Genomic DNA, 14,498 nt, shown 5'->3' on the forward strand with positions numbered 1-14,498 from the left:
TCGCCCGTCGCCGGTCGTCAGCGACGCGGCAGGGCGGCAGCCATGACGGGCTGGTCGGACTGCTCGTGCGCGCGTCGGCGGTTGGCGCGCAGCCGTGCCGCCATCCAGAGCGCCGCCGAGACGCCTAGCGCCCACGTGCCGTTGGAGACCGTCGCGTCCACGACGCCGTAGGTGACGAAGAAGAGCGTCACGAAGACGACGGCGCGCACGTGCTTGGCCGAGAGGCGCACGGCCGCGAGGAGCAGACCGCCCCACAGCAGGTACCACGGGTGGATGACCGGGCCCGAGGCGCACAGGGCGAGCAGCGCACCGGCCGTGGCGAGCACGGGGTTGCGGGGCGCCACCCGCCAGGCGATCCAGGCGATGGCGACGAGACCGGCGACGAGGCCGATGGTCTGGGCGATCGGCACCGGCGCCGACGTCACGCTCTCGGGCATGCCGGCGAGGCGCAGCAGCCACTCGACGACGCTGCCGACGAAGGTGGGCGGGGAGAGCATCGAGCGCAGCGAGACCGGCACGGAGAGGTTGGGGATCCAGCCCCAGCCGAGGCCCGAGACGGCCGTGATCGCGGTGAAGGTGGCCGCGGTGATGCCGCCGTAGACGAGGCCGTGGCGCGCCATCGCCTTGAGGCGCGCGGAGGCACCGGGTGCGAGGTCGGACTGGGCCTGCAGCGCCATGCCCACGATCCCGATGAGCGCGAGCACCGCGGTCTGCTTGTAGGCGGCGGCGGCCGCGATCGTCATGGCGGCCGTGATGAACTGACCGCGGCTGCCGAGCAGGAGCGCGAGCGTCACGAGGGCGACCATGACGGCGTCACCGTGGGCGCCGCCGACGAAGTGCATGATGACGAGCGGGTTGAGCACGCCGAGCCACAGCGCATGGCGGCCGCTCACGCCGTAGCGCTCGGCGAGGCGGGGGAGGGCGTAGGCGAGCAGGCCGACCGCGAGCAGCGCCGGCACGCGCATGGCGACGGCCGAGACGTAGGCGTTCTCCGGGAAGATGCTGACGACGAGGTGCTGCACCTGGAGTGCGAGCGGGCCGTAGGGGGCGGGCGTGTCGACCCACATGGGGTCGACCTGGTCGGCGAACGGCCCCGGCACCCAGAACGGGCCCACTGCGTACGGGTCCATGTTGCGCAGCACGATCTGGCCCTGCGCGGCGTAGCTGTAGGCGTCGCGGCTGAAGAGCGGCGGCGCGAGCATGATCGGCAGGCTCCACAGCAGCCAGGCCATCGAGGGTGCCTTGCGGCCGTGCACCGGGCGCATCCGCAGCCAGGCGTCGACGAGGATGGCCATGCCGACGGCGAGCAGGATCGTCGTCAGCACCCGTCCCGCGCCGGAGCCGAGCCACACGAGGCCGAAGCGCTCGATGAGCGGCGAGGCCGGCAGCTCGAAGGTGTCGGCGGGCAGGAAGGCGGGGCTGATGGAGCCGGCGGCCACGAGGGTCGTGCCGAGCGTGCCACGACGGACCATCGGGTCGGCCCACGTGCGGCGCAGGGCCGCTGCGAGACGCTGGCCGAACTCCACGACGCGGGGGTCGAGCTCCCAGGACGGGTGCAGGGGCGTGCGCGCGGTAGCGGTCGTCGTCGCCTCGGCGACACGATGCTCCAGCACCCGCTGCTCCTTCATGTGGTCTGAGGGGTTGCACCCGGAGGGTGCGTCACAGTCCATGACGGAGCACGTGAGGGGCCCCTGGACCTCGTTCTCGAAGGTCAGTCTAGGCGGAGCGGGTGGGTGCCCGCCGTACCCGCCGAGGAGTGGGCGTGGCCGTTACCGAACCGTGCCGGGACCAGCGACGCCGGTCTCGTACCCCCGGAGGGACTCGAACCCTCACCGTTGGCGATTTTAAGTCGCCTGCCTCTGCCGATTGGGCCACGGGGGCGCGGCCCTCAGTATGCCGTGCTGCTGTGCCGTGCCGAAGGTCGGTTCCCGGACGACGCGGCGCGCTCAGAGGTTTCGGTCGGGAACCTTCTGGTGGGGTGCGTTCGCTTACTCTTGGGGACAGTCGTCACGCCCATTCGCGGGTCGTGGCACCCAGTGCTTTTAGGAGCGCACTCACATGGCAGGTGGAAACCCGGTCTTCGACCGGCTCAACAAGCAGATCGAGAAGGAGCGCTACGCCGGTTTCGGTGCGCCCCAGGGCAGTCCGCAGCAGCCGGCGCAGCAGGGCACGCAGGCCGCGACGACCGGCTACGCGACCCAGGACGCGATGACGGCCCAGCAGCTGAACGAGATGTACGCGCGCCAGAGCGCCGGCCCCGTCGACACCGGCCGCGTCACGGTCGACGACGTCGTCGTCAAGAGCCTCACGCTGTTCGTCGTCACGGTCGCCGTCGCCGGCGTCTCGTGGTTCTGGACCGACGCCAACACCGACATGACGCTGCCGTTCTGGCTCGGCGGCATGTTCGGCACGCTGATCCTCGGCTTCGTCATCGCCTTCATGAAGAAGGTGTCGGTGCCGCTGCTCATGGTCTACGCCGTGCTGCAGGGCGCCTTCCTCGGCGCCTTCAGCCAGTACATCGCGTCGATCCCGCAGTACGACGGCGTCGTGCAGATGGCCGTCCTCGCGACGCTCTGCGTCTTCGTCGCGATGTACGTCGGCTACGCGACAGGCTTCGTCAAGGTCAACGACAAGACCCGCCGCATGTTCTTCTTCGCGATCGTCGGCTACGGCCTCTTCTCGCTGCTGCAGGTCGTGCTGCTCATGACCGGCGTCATCGACGGCTGGGGCTTCGGTGGCAGCGGCATGCTCGGCATCGGCCTGTCGATCCTCGGTGTCGGTCTCGCGTCGTACTCGCTGGCCATCGACTTCGACACCATCGACAACGCCGTCAAGGTGGGTGCCCCGAAGAAGTACTCGTGGCTGCTCGCGCACGGCCTGATCGTCTCGATCGTCTGGCTCTACATCGAGTTCGTCCGCCTCTTCGCGCGCCTGCGCGACTGACATCCGATGACACCTTCGCGCGCGGGTTCGCCGACCCCGCACGAGGTGTCCGACGAGTTCCGGCGCGTGGTCGAGCGGTGGCACCAGCTGCCGCTCGACCACGCGCTTTCGCGTATGCCGTCCGTCCGGGCCGTCGTGCAGGCGCTCGCCGACCGCGTGGCCGGGGCACGCGGGCTCGAGTCCAGGCCCGTGCCCGACCTCGGCCCCGCCGTCGTCATGGACCAGCTGGCGGTGATGGTGCACGACGTGTTCGTGACCGAGCCGGACGCCGACCCAGCCGTGGTCGCGGACGCCCTGGCCGGCATACGCAGGCTGCTCTAGGTCGGGTGCCCACTCCCGAGGCCCGCGGGCGAATGATCGCGCCGATGGTCCTGCGTCAGGTGTGGTCATCACCCCACCGGGTGCAGGACCATCGGGCGTTCCATCCGCCGCATCCCTCTCACACGTCGAATGGGCACCCTCCCCGGAGGGAAGGCGCCCACTCGACGTGCGTGGCGCGGGTCCGAGCGTCAGCTGAGGCGCTCGAAGATGACGGCCATGCCCTGGCCGCCGCCGACGCACATCGTCTCGAGGCCGAACTGGCCGTCGCGCTCGCGGAGGGCGTTGATGAGGGTGCCGGTGATGCGGGCTCCGGTGGCGCCGAACGGGTGGCCGATGGCGATGGCGCCGCCGTTGACGTTGAGCTTGTCGTAGTCCATCCCGATCTGGTCGGCCGAGCCGATGACCTGGGCGGCGAAGGCCTCGTTGATCTCGTAGAGGTCGATGTCGCCGATCGAGAGGCCGGCGCGCTTGAGCGCGAGGTTGGTCGCCTCGACCGGGCCGAGGCCCATGATCTCGGGGGAGAGGCCGGTCGCGGCCGTCGAGACGACCCGGGCGAGCGGCTCGAGACCGAGCTCCTTCGCCTTGGTGTCGCTCATGATGACGAGGGCCGCGGCGCCGTCGTTGAGCGGGCAGCAGTTGCCGGCCGTGACGGTGCCCTGCTCGCGGAAGACGGGGTTCAGGCCCTGGACGGCCTCGAGCGTGACGCCCGCGCGGGGGCCGTCGTCCTTGCTGACGACGGTGCCGTCGGGCGTCGTGACCGGCGTGATCTCCCAGTCGAAGAAGCCGCGGCCGATGGCGGCCTCGGCGCGGTTCTGGGACGTGACGCCCCACTCGTCCTGGCGCTCACGGGAGATGCCGTATGCCGTCGCGACGTTCTCGGCCGTCTGGCCCATCGCGATGTAGATGTCGGGCAGCAGGCCGTCCTCGCGCGGGTCGGTCCACGTCTCGTTGGTCTCGGCGATGCGCTTGGTGCGGGCCTGGGCCTCGGCGAAGCGACCGTTCTGCTGGTCCTCCTTGGCGCCGCCGGCACCGGCCCAGTCGGTGTACTGCGAGACGCACTCGACACCGGCTGAGACGAAGATGTCGCCCTCGCCGGCCTTGATGGCGTGGTAGGCCATCCGGGTCGTCTGGGCCGAGGAGGCGCAGAAGCGGTTGATCGTCGCGGCAGGCGTCGAGTCCATGTCGAGCAGCGTGGCGACGACCTTGGCCATGTTGGAGCCGTGCCGACCGGACGGCTCGGCGCAGCCGAGGTAGATGTCCTCGACGAGGCGCTTGTCGAGGGCGGGCACCTTGTCGAGCGCGGCCTGGATGACCGTGGCGGCGAGGTCGTCGGGGCGGACCTCCTTGAGCGAGCCCTTGAAGGCGCGGCCGAACGGCGAGCGGGCGGTCGAGACGATGACGGCTTCGGTCACGGGGGATCTCCTGGTGCAGCATCGACGGCCCGCGCGGCGGTGCGACGGGCGACTAAGCGCTTGCTCAGTCCCCACGATGGTAGGACGTCCTCGCGCTCGTTGGACAGGCCGCCCGCCATGACGTGCGTCTCTCCGGGCGCGCGACGGTGGGTGCGGCGGAGGCCCGCCGGGTGCAGCGAGGGTGTGACGAGGGCGCGGCCCGCAGGTCGGGTACGACCACGGAGTCCACCTGCACGACCGTTAGGGTGGATCGTCGGCGTCCCACACGCCGACAGGGTCCGGGCACTCACCCCTGACCATCCGACAACCAGGGGGCTCGCCCAACCATGAAGACCTTCACGACTCGCGTCATCGCCGTCTCCGGCGCGCTCGCGATCAGCCTCGGCGCCGCCGCGTGCTCTAAGTCCGACACGCCCGCCGCCGGCACCAGCAGCTCCACGGGCGCCGGCTCGTCGAGCACCTCGGCGCCCGCCGCGACCTCGTCCACCACGACCGACAGCGGCAGCACGAGCGAGGCCTCGAGCATCCTCGAGAAGGCCAAGACCAACGCGCTCGCCGCCACGTCGGGCGCCTTCGTCGGCCAGGTCGACCAGTCCGGCAAGACCATCAAGATCGACTTCAAGGGCACGAGCGACGGCAAGACCGCCGACATCGCCATCGAGATGGAGGGCGACGGCAAGGCCCGCGTCATCTCCGTCGGCAACGGCGTCTACATCCAGGGCGACGCGACGTTCTGGAAGAAGCAGAACGCGCCGGCCTCCGTCCAGAAGGCGGGCGACAAGTTCATCAAGGCGCCGGCCTCGGCCGCGTCGATGACCGAGAGCCTGAGCCTCAAGAGCTTCCTCGAGAAGGCCTTCGGTGCGGTCACCTCGGAGCAGCTCGCCACCGAGGTCGGCAGCGAGAACGTCGGCGGCGTGGACTGCTGGGTCCTCACCGACAAGAAGGGCAAGAGCGAGGGCGCGCTCTACGTCTCCAAGGACAAGTCCGAAGTCGTGCGCTTCACGGGCTCGTCCGACAGCCCGGGGCAGCTCGACTTCTCCAAGTGGAACGAGGACCTCGGCATCAAGGCGCCCGAGGCGAGCCAGATCATGAAGATCAGCTGACCTCCAGCACATCTCGAAGGGGCCGTCCGCTCGTCGGGCGCCCCCTTCGTCGTGCCACGGGCCGGCTCGCAGGCGTCGGCGTCCAGCGGGTGTCAGCGCAGGACGGCGTCCTCGGTCGGGCCGTCGGCGGCCTCGGAGGCGGCGGGCTCGGTGTCGACGGGCTGGGCGGGCTGGGCGGGCCCCGGGTCGACGATGGCGTATGCCGCGTCGTCCGTCGGGCGCTCGTCGTCCGGGCCGTCGTCCGCTGGAGCGGGTGTCGTGCTCGCCGGGAGGGCCGGTGCCGGCACGGTCGGGCGGATGCGGTGGAGCAGCACCGCCCAGCGTCCGTGCGCGCCGCGGGACTGGCCGCCGACCTCGGCGGGCGCGACCTCGGTGCCGGGCTGCGTGACCGCCTTCGTCGCCGCGACGGCGAGGGGGCCGACGCTCTCGCCGCGACGCAGGTTGGGCTCGGTCGGTGTGCTGCGCTCGCCGAAGAGGTCGAGGGCGGCGCTCACGGTCGGCAGCAGCGCGGCGGCGACCCGGGCGTAGCCGGCGGGGCTCGGGTGGAAGCGGTCCTTGCTGAACATCACGTGCGGCTCGGCCGAGAAGGCCTCGCTCAGGAGGTCACCGATCGACACGGCGCGGCCGCCGGCCTCGACGACCGCGACGGTCTGCGCGGCGGCGAGGTCACGGGACCAGCGGCGCGCGAGCAGCCGCAGGGGCTGGGGCACCGGCTCGATGGCCCCGAGGTCGGGGCAGGTGCCGACGACGACCTCGGCTCCGGCCTCGCGCAGGCCGCGCACGGCCATCTCGAGGTGACGGACGGCGACGGAGGTGTCGATGCGGTGGGTGACGTCGTTGGCGCCGATCATGATGACGGCGACGTGCGGCTCGGGCACGGCGGCGAGGGCTCGCTCGACCTGCTCGTCGAGGCCGGGGGACTCGGCCCCGATGACAGCGACGTTGGTCAGCTCGACCGGGCGGCCGCTGAAGGCGGCGATGCCGTGGGCGATCGTGGCCCCGATCGTCTGGTGCGCGTGGTCGGCGCCCATCCCGACACCGGTCGAGTCGCCGAGCACGAGGAACTGCACCGGGCTGCCGGAGCCGGAGCCGTAGGTGCCGCTGTCGGACGGCGCGCCCTCGAAGGGCTGCCCGACGATCCGGCGCGCCATCATGGCCTCCACCCGCAGGATCCCGTAGCCGAGCGCACCGAGGGCGCCCAGGCCCGCGACGCCCACACCGCCGCCGTAGGCGGCAGCCTGTGCGATCTTGCGTGCGCGTCGTGCCCGCCCCATCCCGGTGCCCTCCTCGTGACTGTCGACCCGCTCGTCCGGGTCCACCACGGTAACGCCCGGGCGTGGACGTCCGTGCCCGGTTTGCGCGCAGTCGGAGGGGCGCCGGTGCGGACCGGATGTCTCGACCGGTGGGACGGCACTCCTAGGATGGGCGGGTGAAGTACGCAGAGAACGTCGCCGACCTCGTCGGCAACACGCCCCTGGTCAAGCTCGGCTCCGTCGTCGCGGACGCGGGGGTGAGGTGCACGGTGCTGGCGAAGGTCGAGTACTTCAACCCCGGCGGCTCCGTGAAGGACCGCATCGCCCTGCGCATGGTGGAGGCCGCCGAGCGCGACGGCCTCCTCAAGCCGGGCGGCACGATCGTCGAGCCCACGAGCGGCAACACCGGCGTGGGCCTGGCCCTCGTCGCGCAGCGCCGCGGCTACCACTGCGTGTTCGTGTGCCCCGACAAGGTGAGCCAGGACAAGCGGGACGTGCTCAAGGCCTACGGCGCCGAGGTCGTCGTGTGCCCGACCGCGGTCGAGCCCGAGCACCCGGACTCCTACTACTCCGTCTCCGACCGCCTCGTGCGCGAGATCGACGGTGCCTGGAAGCCGAACCAGTACTACAACCCCGAGGGCCCGAACAGCCACTACCTGACCACCGGTCCGGAGATCTGGCGCGACACCGATGGGCGCATCACGCACTTCGTCGCGGGTGCCGGCACCGGCGGCACGATCAGCGGCACCGGCAAGTACCTCAAGGAGGTCAGCGACGGCACCGTGCGCATCATCGCGGCCGACCCCGAGGGCTCCGTCTACTCCGGCGGCACCGGCCGGCCCTACCTCGTCGAGGGCGTCGGCGAGGACTTCTGGCCGGGTGCCTACGACCCGTCGGTCGTCGACGACGTCATCGCCGTCAGCGACGCGGACTCGTTCGAGATGACCCGCCGACTCGCCCGCGAGGAGGGCCTGCTCGTCGGTGGCTCGTGCGGCATGGCCGTCGTGGCCGCCCTGCGTGCCGCGAAGGACCTGCCGGAGGACGCCGTCATGGTCGTCCTGCTGCCCGACTCCGGGCGCGGCTACATGAGCAAGATCTTCAACGACGAGTGGATGCACTCCTACGGCTTCCTCAACGACCACACCGAGGCGACCGTGGGCTCGGTGCTGCACAGCAAGTCCGGCGACATGCCGGCACTCGTGCACACGCACCCCAACGAGACGATCCGCGACGCCGTGCAGATCCTGCGCGAGTACGGCGTCTCGCAGATGCCCGTCGTCAAGGCCGAGCCGCCCGTCATGTCGGGTGAGGTCGCCGGCTCCGTCAGCGAGCGGGCCCTGCTCGAGGCGCTCTTCACCGGCCACGCCCACCTCGCCGACTCCGTCGAGAAGCACATCGAGCCGGGTCTGCCGCTCGTCGGGGCCGGGTCGCCGGTGTCGGCCGCCCGCAAGGAGCTCGAGGACTCGGACGCCATCCTCGTCGTCGAGGACGGCAAGCCGATCGGCGTGCTGACGCGTGCCGACCTGCTCGGCTTCCTCGCCGACTGACTCCCGTCAGGCTTCGCCTGAGACGGCGTATGCCGCTGGGTTCGCTTCCATGAGAAGCGAACCCAGCGGCATACGTGCGAGAAGTGCTGCGGCTCAGGCCTGCTGCTTGGCCTTCGCCTCGGCCTTCTTGGCCTGCTTGAACTCCCGGACCTTGAGGAGCGAGTCCGCGTCGACCACGTCGGCCACGGAGCGGTAGCCGTCCAGGGCGTAGTCGCCCGCCGCGGCCTCCCAGCCTTCGGGGCGGACGCCGAGCTGCTTGGCGAGCAGGGCCACGAAGATCTGGGCCTTCTGCTTGCCGAAGCCCGGCAGCTCCTGCACGCGCTTCAGCAGCTCCTTGCCCGTGGTCGGCTCGGTCCACAGACGGGTGACGTCACCGTCGTAGCGGCTCTCGACGAGGGAGGCGAGCTCCTGCAGGCGCGTGGCCATCGAGCCCGGGAAGCGGTGGATCGCCGGTGGGGTGCTGGCCATCGCCTTGAACTCGTCGGGATCGGCCGCCGCGATCGCCGCGGGGTCGAGCGTGCCGAACCGGTTCAGCACCTTGTAGCCGCCCCGGAAGGCGTGCTCCATGCCGTACTGCTGGTCGAGCATCATCCCGACGACGACGGCGAACGGGTGCTCGTCGAGGACCTGGTCGGCGGCCGGCTCGTTGGCGATGTGGAAGCCCATGCAGGCATGCTCTCACGCGACCGACGACCCTCCGGAACGACGTCGCACCCGGGAGGAGGTGGTCGCCAGCAGGTCAGGTGGCCGCGACCCACGACGGCTCGCCGGAGCTGATCCGCCCCGCGCCCGACGTGAGGCTCGCGACGGTGTGCACCACGTCGTCGACCACGTCAGGAGCGGCCGCGACGTGCAGACGCATGTGGCGCGCGAGGTAGTCGACATCGACCACGTCCGCGCTCGGCAGCGCTCTGAGGGCGTGCTCGAGCCGTGGCCCGGCCGCGTGGTCGACCTCGACGACGAGGCTCTCGCGCAGCTCCATCGTGACCAGCCGGGCCGACTCGACTGCAGCGGTGACCGCGTCGCCGTAGGCGCGGATGAGGCCCCCGGTGCCGAGCAGCGTCCCGCCGAACCATCGCGTCACGACGGCCACCACGTCGCTCAGTCCGCGTCCGCGCAGGACGTCGAGCATGGGGGCGCCCGCCGTGCCGGACGGTTCGCCGTCGTCATTGCTGCGCTGCGTGGCCCCGTCGGGGCCGAGGACGAAGGCCGTGCAGTGGTGCCGGGCGTCGCGGCTGCCCGAGCGCACCTGCTCGACGAAGGCGCGCGCGGCCTCCTCGGACCCGGCCGGAGCGACGTCGCACACGAAGCGGGACCGCTTCACCTCGAGCTCGGCGGTGGCGGGGGAGGCGAGGGTCAGGTAGCGGCGTGGCTGGCTCAGCGGCATACCTTCTCTGGGCGGGTCGACGGGACCTCCCGAGTATGCCGTGGGCCCGGGGAGCGCTCCCCATTGCACCCGACGTCGTGGTCAGGTGAGGATGGGTCCGGTTTGCAGGGGTGAAGGGGAGATCTGTGTTCTCGAAGGGTGCTGACGTCGACGCGCTGCGCGACTCGGCTGGCCGCATGGCGGCCTACGGCCGTGAGGTCGACGTGGTCCGCCTGCACGGTCAACGAGCCGTGAGCACGATGCAGCGGGCCTGGCAGGGGCCCGACCTGCAGCACCTCGTGGAACGCTGGCGGCGGGTCGAGCACGACCTGCACCGGATCAGTGCCGAGCTCGCCCGGCTCGGGCAGCGCCTGCACGACAACGCCGACCTGCAGCACCGCTCGAGCGGCACGTCCGCCGGTGGCGGCTCGCACCACGCGAGCGGTGGCGCCGGCGTCCAACCTCTCACAGGACATGGAGGTGGCGGCGGTGCCGGCCACACGGGCCACGCGGGGACCAGTGGCGTCGCCGCAGCTGCTGTGGTTGTGGGCGCTGGAGGTCACGGCAGCGTTGCTCACGTCGGCGTCCACGAGGCGGCGTTCGCGGTGTCCAACGGCGGACGCCCGCACGTTGCACCAGCCGGATGGGCTGATGCCCTCGTCGGTTGGGGGCCGGACGGTGGGAGGCCCGTCGTGACGGCAGGTGTCCCGCAGCCGCTGCACGCCATGGGCTGGGGGCAGTGGATCGGCAGCACCCACGGCGGGTCCGCCTTCGCGGTCGTCGACCCCGCCCACGGCCCGTTTGTTCCGGCGGGCGTGGCAGCGGCAGCGGCGCACCACCTCGGCCTGCCGATCCGCTGACGGCGGCGACGCGCCCGCGGTGTGACCGAACGGTCGCGTGACGACGGCGGGGCGCCCGCTCGCAGTGACCGCCCGGGTCCGGGTCGCGCACGTCCACCGAGGCGGACACGGTCTGCCGTCGGTCGCGTCGTGGAGCCGAGCGTGACCTGGTCGGTCGTCAGCCGAGGTAGCGGTCGACGACCACGTCCACGAGCTCCTCGGGTGCGGGCTCGCGGGGGAGCAGCAACGGGTCGCTGACGACGTCGGCACCGCACCGGCGCGCCAGGTCGGCGAAGAAGCCCGGTGCCAGCAGATACGTCGCCACGACGACTCGTCGTCCCGGACGACGTTGCGCAGCAACGGCATCCGCGAGCTTCGGCTCCGCCGCGGAGAGGTAGCCGGCGACGACCGGGCGTCCGACCAGCTGACCCAGAGCAGCTGCCACGCGCTCGCAGTCGGCCACCGCCGAGGCCTGCGACGAGCCGGCGGCACCGAGGACGACGACGTCGTCGTCACGCAGCCCGGCCTCCTCGAGACGGCGCCGGAGCAGGCCCGCGAGTCGCGCGTCCGGGCCGAGGGCGGCCGCGACCGACGTGCCCGGCACGGCGGCCGCCGCCTCCGCGAGGTCGACGTAGACGTGGTAGCCGGCCGAGAGCAGCAACGGCACGAGCCGCGCCGGGACGGCAGGGTCGAGCGACGACAGCACGGCGTCCGGACCCGGCGGCTGCACGTCGACGAAGGCCGCCCGGACCACGAGGTCCGGGCGACGCGCCGCGACGGCGGCGACGAGACCCCCGACGGCCGACCGGCCCGAGGCGGACGACGTGCCGTGGGCCACCGCGACGAGCGCGGGCGCGGGGCTGGTCATGGCCCCACTCTGGCATGTCGGGCGGGCGTCGTGGAGGGGCGCCCGCGAGCGCGACGACCCGCGGCCTCGGGGACGCACTCCACGCATACGCCCGGGTGAGCAGGTCGTTACCGAGAGATCGCGGGACGGAAACGCGGGCGAAACACGCGTTTCCTACCGTAGGAACCGACGTGGAACGCGAGCTGCGACGGGAGGCCGCCGTGCTGATCGAGACCGACCTCACGGGTCTGCCCGTGCTCGTCGTGGGGCCGCCCGGGCTGACGGCGCCCACCGTGCGCCGCTACGAGCGGGCCGGCGCCGTCGTGTCCGTGGTGACGGCGCCCGGCGACGTGACGGGCGAGGCCTGCGCACGCGCCCGGCTCGGTGTGCTCGTCGGGCCGGCGTCCACGTGGGCCACGGCCCGCGCGGCGCTCGCGGGGCGCTGCCCCGTCGTGACCGAGCCGATCCCGGATGCGCCCCGGGGCCGGGTCGTCCTCGTCGGCGCGGGTCCCGGGGGTCTCGAGCTGATGACGCTCGCCGGGATCCGCGCCCTCGCGGACGCCGACGTCGTGCTGACCGACCGGCTCGCGGAGGTGGGGGACGTCGCGGCGCTCGCGCCCGGCGCCGAGGTCGTGGACGTCGGCAAGCGCCCAGGCCACCACGCAGTGCCCCAGGACGAGATCGAGCGACTCATGGTCGAGCACGCCCTCGCCGGCAGCACCGTGGTGCGCCTCAAGGGCGGGGACCCCTACGTGTTCGGTCGCGGCGGGGAGGAGGTCGCCGCCGCGGTGCAGGCCGGACTGCCTGTGACGGTCGTGCCCGGCGTCTCGTCGGCCGTCGGCGTGCCGGGGAGCGCCGGCATCCCCGTGACCCACCGCGGTGTCAGCCACACCTTCACCGTCGTCTCGGGGCACGTGCCGCTCGAGCCCGAGCAGGCGCGGGCGCTCGCGGGCCTCGGCGGCACCGTCGTGCTGCTCATGGGGATGCACAACCTCGTCCCGCTGACGACGGCGCTGGTGCGCGGCGGCTTGGCGGTGGACACCCCGGCCGCGGTCGTCGAGCGCGGCTTCAGCCCCGACCAGCGCAGCATCGTCGGGACCCTCGGCACCCTGCCCGACCTCGTGAGCCGGGCGCGCGCGTCGTCGCCGTCGGTCATCGTCGTCGGCGAGGTCGTGCGGCAGTCGGCCGTCTGGGCGGCGCGCTGCGTCGTCGGGCAGCCGGCTGACAAGATCGTCCTGGACGTCGTCGCGTGAGCGGGCGCGGCCACCCGCCGACGGCCTGGTCGGCGCAGCTGGGTGGGCCCGACCTCGACGCGGTGCGCGCGGAGCCTGCGGGACCGGTGCTCGCGGGCTTCCGGATCGGCGTCACGTCCGACCGTCGGTCCGGCGACCTCATCGACGCCTTCGTGCGCCGCGGTGCCGAGGTGATCCACGCGCCTGCCGTCCGCATCGCGCCGATCGACGAGGACGAGATCCTCTTCGGTGACACGCGGGCGATCATCGGGGCCCGTCCCGACGTCGTCATCGTCACCACGGCCTACGGCTTCCGACGCTGGATCGAGGCGGCCGACGCCGCCGGTCTCGGCGAGGAGCTCGGCCGCACCCTCGACAGCGCCCGGATCATCGTCCGCGGACCCAAGGCGCGTGGGGCCGTGCGCGCGGCCGGCCACGACGACGACGGCATCGCCGACGACGAGCGCACGGCCTCGACGGTCGGGCTGGCGCTCGAGGGCGGCGTCGCCGGCAAGCGGGTCGCGGTGCAGCTGCACGGTCACGAGGACGTCGAGCAGCTCGAGCGGCTCCGATCGGCGGGGGCGACGGTCCTCACCGTCGCGCCGTACCGGTGGGTGCGGCCGACCGACGAGAGCCGGCTGGGGCGTCTGGTGGCGTCGGTCGCCGCCCGCGAGGTCGACGTCGTGACCTTCACCTCGGCACCCGCGGTCGACGGGCTCGTCTCTGCCGCAGCGCAGCTCGGCATGGACGGCGTGCTCGTCGAGGCACTCCGGTGCGGCGTCACGGCCGCCGCAGTGGGCCCCGTGACGGCAGCGCCGTTGCTCGACCTCGGCGTGACGCCGATCGTGCCCGACCGCTTCCGGATGGGCGCGCTCATCCGCACGGTCGTCGAGCACCTGACGGTCAACGGGGTCGCCGAGGTCGAGACCGCGCTCGGTCCGCTCGTCGTCCACGGGCGCGACGTGACGTTCGCGGGCGAGACCGTGACCCTGGCGCGCGGGCCCCGAGCCATGCTGGCTGCCCTGATGTCCGATCCCGGGGCCGTCCTCTCCCGCGAGCGGCTGCTCGACGAGCTGCCCGAGGCCGAGAACGAGCACGCGCTCGACATGGCCGTGAGCCGGCTGCGGTCGGCCCTCCCGGACCGCCACCTCGTGCAGACGGTCGTGCGTCGGGGCTACCGGCTCAACGTGTAGCGGCTGCGGCTCCGGCCGCCGACGCGGCCTCGCCGACGATCGCGGGCGCGTGGTCGGCGATCCAGTCCATGAGCGGCACCATGCGCTGGGCCAGCTCGTCGCCGCGCGCCGTCAGGGAGTACTCGACGTGCGGCGGCACGACCGGCCTCGCGTCCCGGTGGACGAGGCCGTCGGCCTCGAGCATGCGCAGCGTCTGGGCGAGCATCTTCTCGCTGACACCCTCGGCGCGTCGGCGCAGCTCGCTCCACCGCAGCGGCTCACCCTCGGCCAGCGCCAGGATCACGAGCGTGCCCCACTTGCTCGTCACGTGGTCGAGGACGACGCGGCTGGGGCAGTCGGAGGCGAAGACGCCGTCGGGGAAGTGCCGACGCAGGGTGGGACTAACCGTCATGTCAGTACCTTACTTCAAAGTGGGTACTAACTTCTGGGAAGTATGGCGGAG

At 72.4% G+C, this 14,498-nt stretch carries 14 protein-coding genes and 1 tRNA gene; 7 read left to right on the top strand and 8 right to left on the bottom strand.

The window, feature by feature from the left end; genetic code table 11:
- Window positions 1-17 precede the first annotated feature (17 nt).
- Both mptB and U5C87_RS10015 read right to left on the bottom strand, forming a co-directional pair.
- On the bottom strand, window positions 18-1,613 hold the full coding sequence (gene mptB / locus U5C87_RS10010) for a polyprenol phosphomannose-dependent alpha 1,6 mannosyltransferase MptB (RefSeq protein WP_030196424.1): 1,596 nt from the start codon (window positions 1,611-1,613) through the stop codon (window positions 18-20).
- Between the two features lie 193 nt (window positions 1,614-1,806).
- Window positions 1,807-1,881 (bottom strand) — tRNA-Leu (locus U5C87_RS10015).
- Window positions 1,882-2,058: 177 nt separating this feature from the next.
- On the opposite strand from U5C87_RS10015, the gene U5C87_RS10020 reads away from it, so the two are divergent.
- Both U5C87_RS10020 and U5C87_RS10025 read left to right on the top strand, forming a co-directional pair.
- Window positions 2,059-2,943, top strand: coding sequence for a Bax inhibitor-1/YccA family protein (locus tag U5C87_RS10020; RefSeq protein WP_030196428.1), 885 nt, complete (start codon window positions 2,059-2,061; stop codon window positions 2,941-2,943).
- Window positions 2,944-2,949: 6 nt separating this feature from the next.
- Complete coding sequence (locus U5C87_RS10025; RefSeq protein WP_330476426.1) at window positions 2,950-3,264, top strand: hypothetical protein; 315 nt, start codon at window positions 2,950-2,952, stop codon at window positions 3,262-3,264.
- Window positions 3,265-3,452: 188 nt separating this feature from the next.
- On the opposite strand, the gene U5C87_RS10030 is transcribed toward U5C87_RS10025, so the two are convergent.
- Window positions 3,453-4,676 carry an acetyl-CoA C-acetyltransferase gene (locus U5C87_RS10030; protein WP_330476427.1) on the bottom strand — a complete coding sequence of 408 codons (1,224 nt, stop codon included), beginning with the start codon at window positions 4,674-4,676 and terminating at the stop codon, window positions 3,453-3,455.
- A gap of 326 nt (window positions 4,677-5,002) precedes the next feature.
- Between U5C87_RS10030 and U5C87_RS10035 the strand changes: the two genes are divergently transcribed.
- Window positions 5,003-5,779, top strand: a complete 777-nt coding sequence (locus tag U5C87_RS10035; protein ID WP_330476428.1) for a hypothetical protein — start codon at window positions 5,003-5,005, stop codon at window positions 5,777-5,779.
- Between the two features lie 92 nt (window positions 5,780-5,871).
- Here U5C87_RS10035 and U5C87_RS10040 read toward each other — a convergent pair whose 3' ends face one another.
- On the bottom strand, window positions 5,872-7,101 hold the full coding sequence (locus tag U5C87_RS10040) for an SGNH/GDSL hydrolase family protein (protein WP_330476429.1): 1,230 nt from the start codon (window positions 7,099-7,101) through the stop codon (window positions 5,872-5,874).
- Window positions 7,102-7,208: 107 nt separating this feature from the next.
- Between U5C87_RS10040 and U5C87_RS10045 the strand changes: the two genes are divergently transcribed.
- Entirely contained in the window at window positions 7,209-8,579 is a 1,371-nt protein-coding gene (locus U5C87_RS10045) for a cystathionine beta-synthase (RefSeq protein WP_330476430.1), read from the top strand.
- A 93-nt stretch (window positions 8,580-8,672) separates the two neighbouring features.
- On the opposite strand, the gene U5C87_RS10050 is transcribed toward U5C87_RS10045, so the two are convergent.
- Together U5C87_RS10050 and U5C87_RS10055 are read right to left on the bottom strand one after the other, a co-directional pair.
- Window positions 8,673-9,245: an HhH-GPD-type base excision DNA repair protein gene (locus U5C87_RS10050; protein WP_330476431.1), complete on the bottom strand. Its 573-nt coding sequence runs from the start codon at window positions 9,243-9,245 to the stop codon at window positions 8,673-8,675.
- A 73-nt stretch (window positions 9,246-9,318) separates the two neighbouring features.
- Entirely contained in the window at window positions 9,319-9,966 is a 648-nt protein-coding gene (locus U5C87_RS10055) for an IMPACT family protein (RefSeq protein WP_330476432.1), read from the bottom strand.
- Window positions 9,967-10,091: 125 nt separating this feature from the next.
- On the opposite strand from U5C87_RS10055, the gene U5C87_RS10060 reads away from it, so the two are divergent.
- Window positions 10,092-10,805 (top strand): WXG100 family type VII secretion target, encoded by a 714-nt coding sequence (locus U5C87_RS10060; protein WP_330476433.1) that lies wholly within the window; start codon window positions 10,092-10,094, stop codon window positions 10,803-10,805.
- 157 nt (window positions 10,806-10,962) lie between these two features.
- On the opposite strand, the gene U5C87_RS10065 is transcribed toward U5C87_RS10060, so the two are convergent.
- Window positions 10,963-11,652: a sirohydrochlorin chelatase gene (locus tag U5C87_RS10065; RefSeq protein WP_330476434.1), complete on the bottom strand. Its 690-nt coding sequence runs from the start codon at window positions 11,650-11,652 to the stop codon at window positions 10,963-10,965.
- Between the two features lie 170 nt (window positions 11,653-11,822).
- Here U5C87_RS10065 and cobA point away from each other — a divergent pair, with 170 nt between their 5' ends.
- Both cobA and U5C87_RS10075 read left to right on the top strand, forming a co-directional pair.
- Entirely contained in the window at window positions 11,823-12,884 is a 1,062-nt protein-coding gene (gene cobA, locus U5C87_RS10070; protein ID WP_330476435.1) for a uroporphyrinogen-III C-methyltransferase, read from the top strand.
- A 38-nt stretch (window positions 12,885-12,922) separates the two neighbouring features.
- Window positions 12,923-14,056 (top strand): uroporphyrinogen-III synthase, encoded by a 1,134-nt coding sequence (locus tag U5C87_RS10075; protein ID WP_330476680.1) that lies wholly within the window; start codon window positions 12,923-12,925, stop codon window positions 14,054-14,056.
- Here U5C87_RS10075 and U5C87_RS10080 read toward each other — a convergent pair.
- A complete protein-coding gene (locus U5C87_RS10080; RefSeq protein ID WP_330476436.1) occupies window positions 14,046-14,447 on the bottom strand; it encodes a winged helix-turn-helix transcriptional regulator in 402 nt (133 codons plus the stop codon). The genes U5C87_RS10075 and U5C87_RS10080 overlap by 11 nt on opposite strands.
- Window positions 14,448-14,498: the final 51 nt, after the last annotated feature.

It is taken from the genome of Terrabacter sp. C0L_2, assembly GCF_036352015.1.
GTDB lineage: Bacteria > Actinomycetota > Actinomycetes > Actinomycetales > Dermatophilaceae > Terrabacter > Terrabacter tumescens.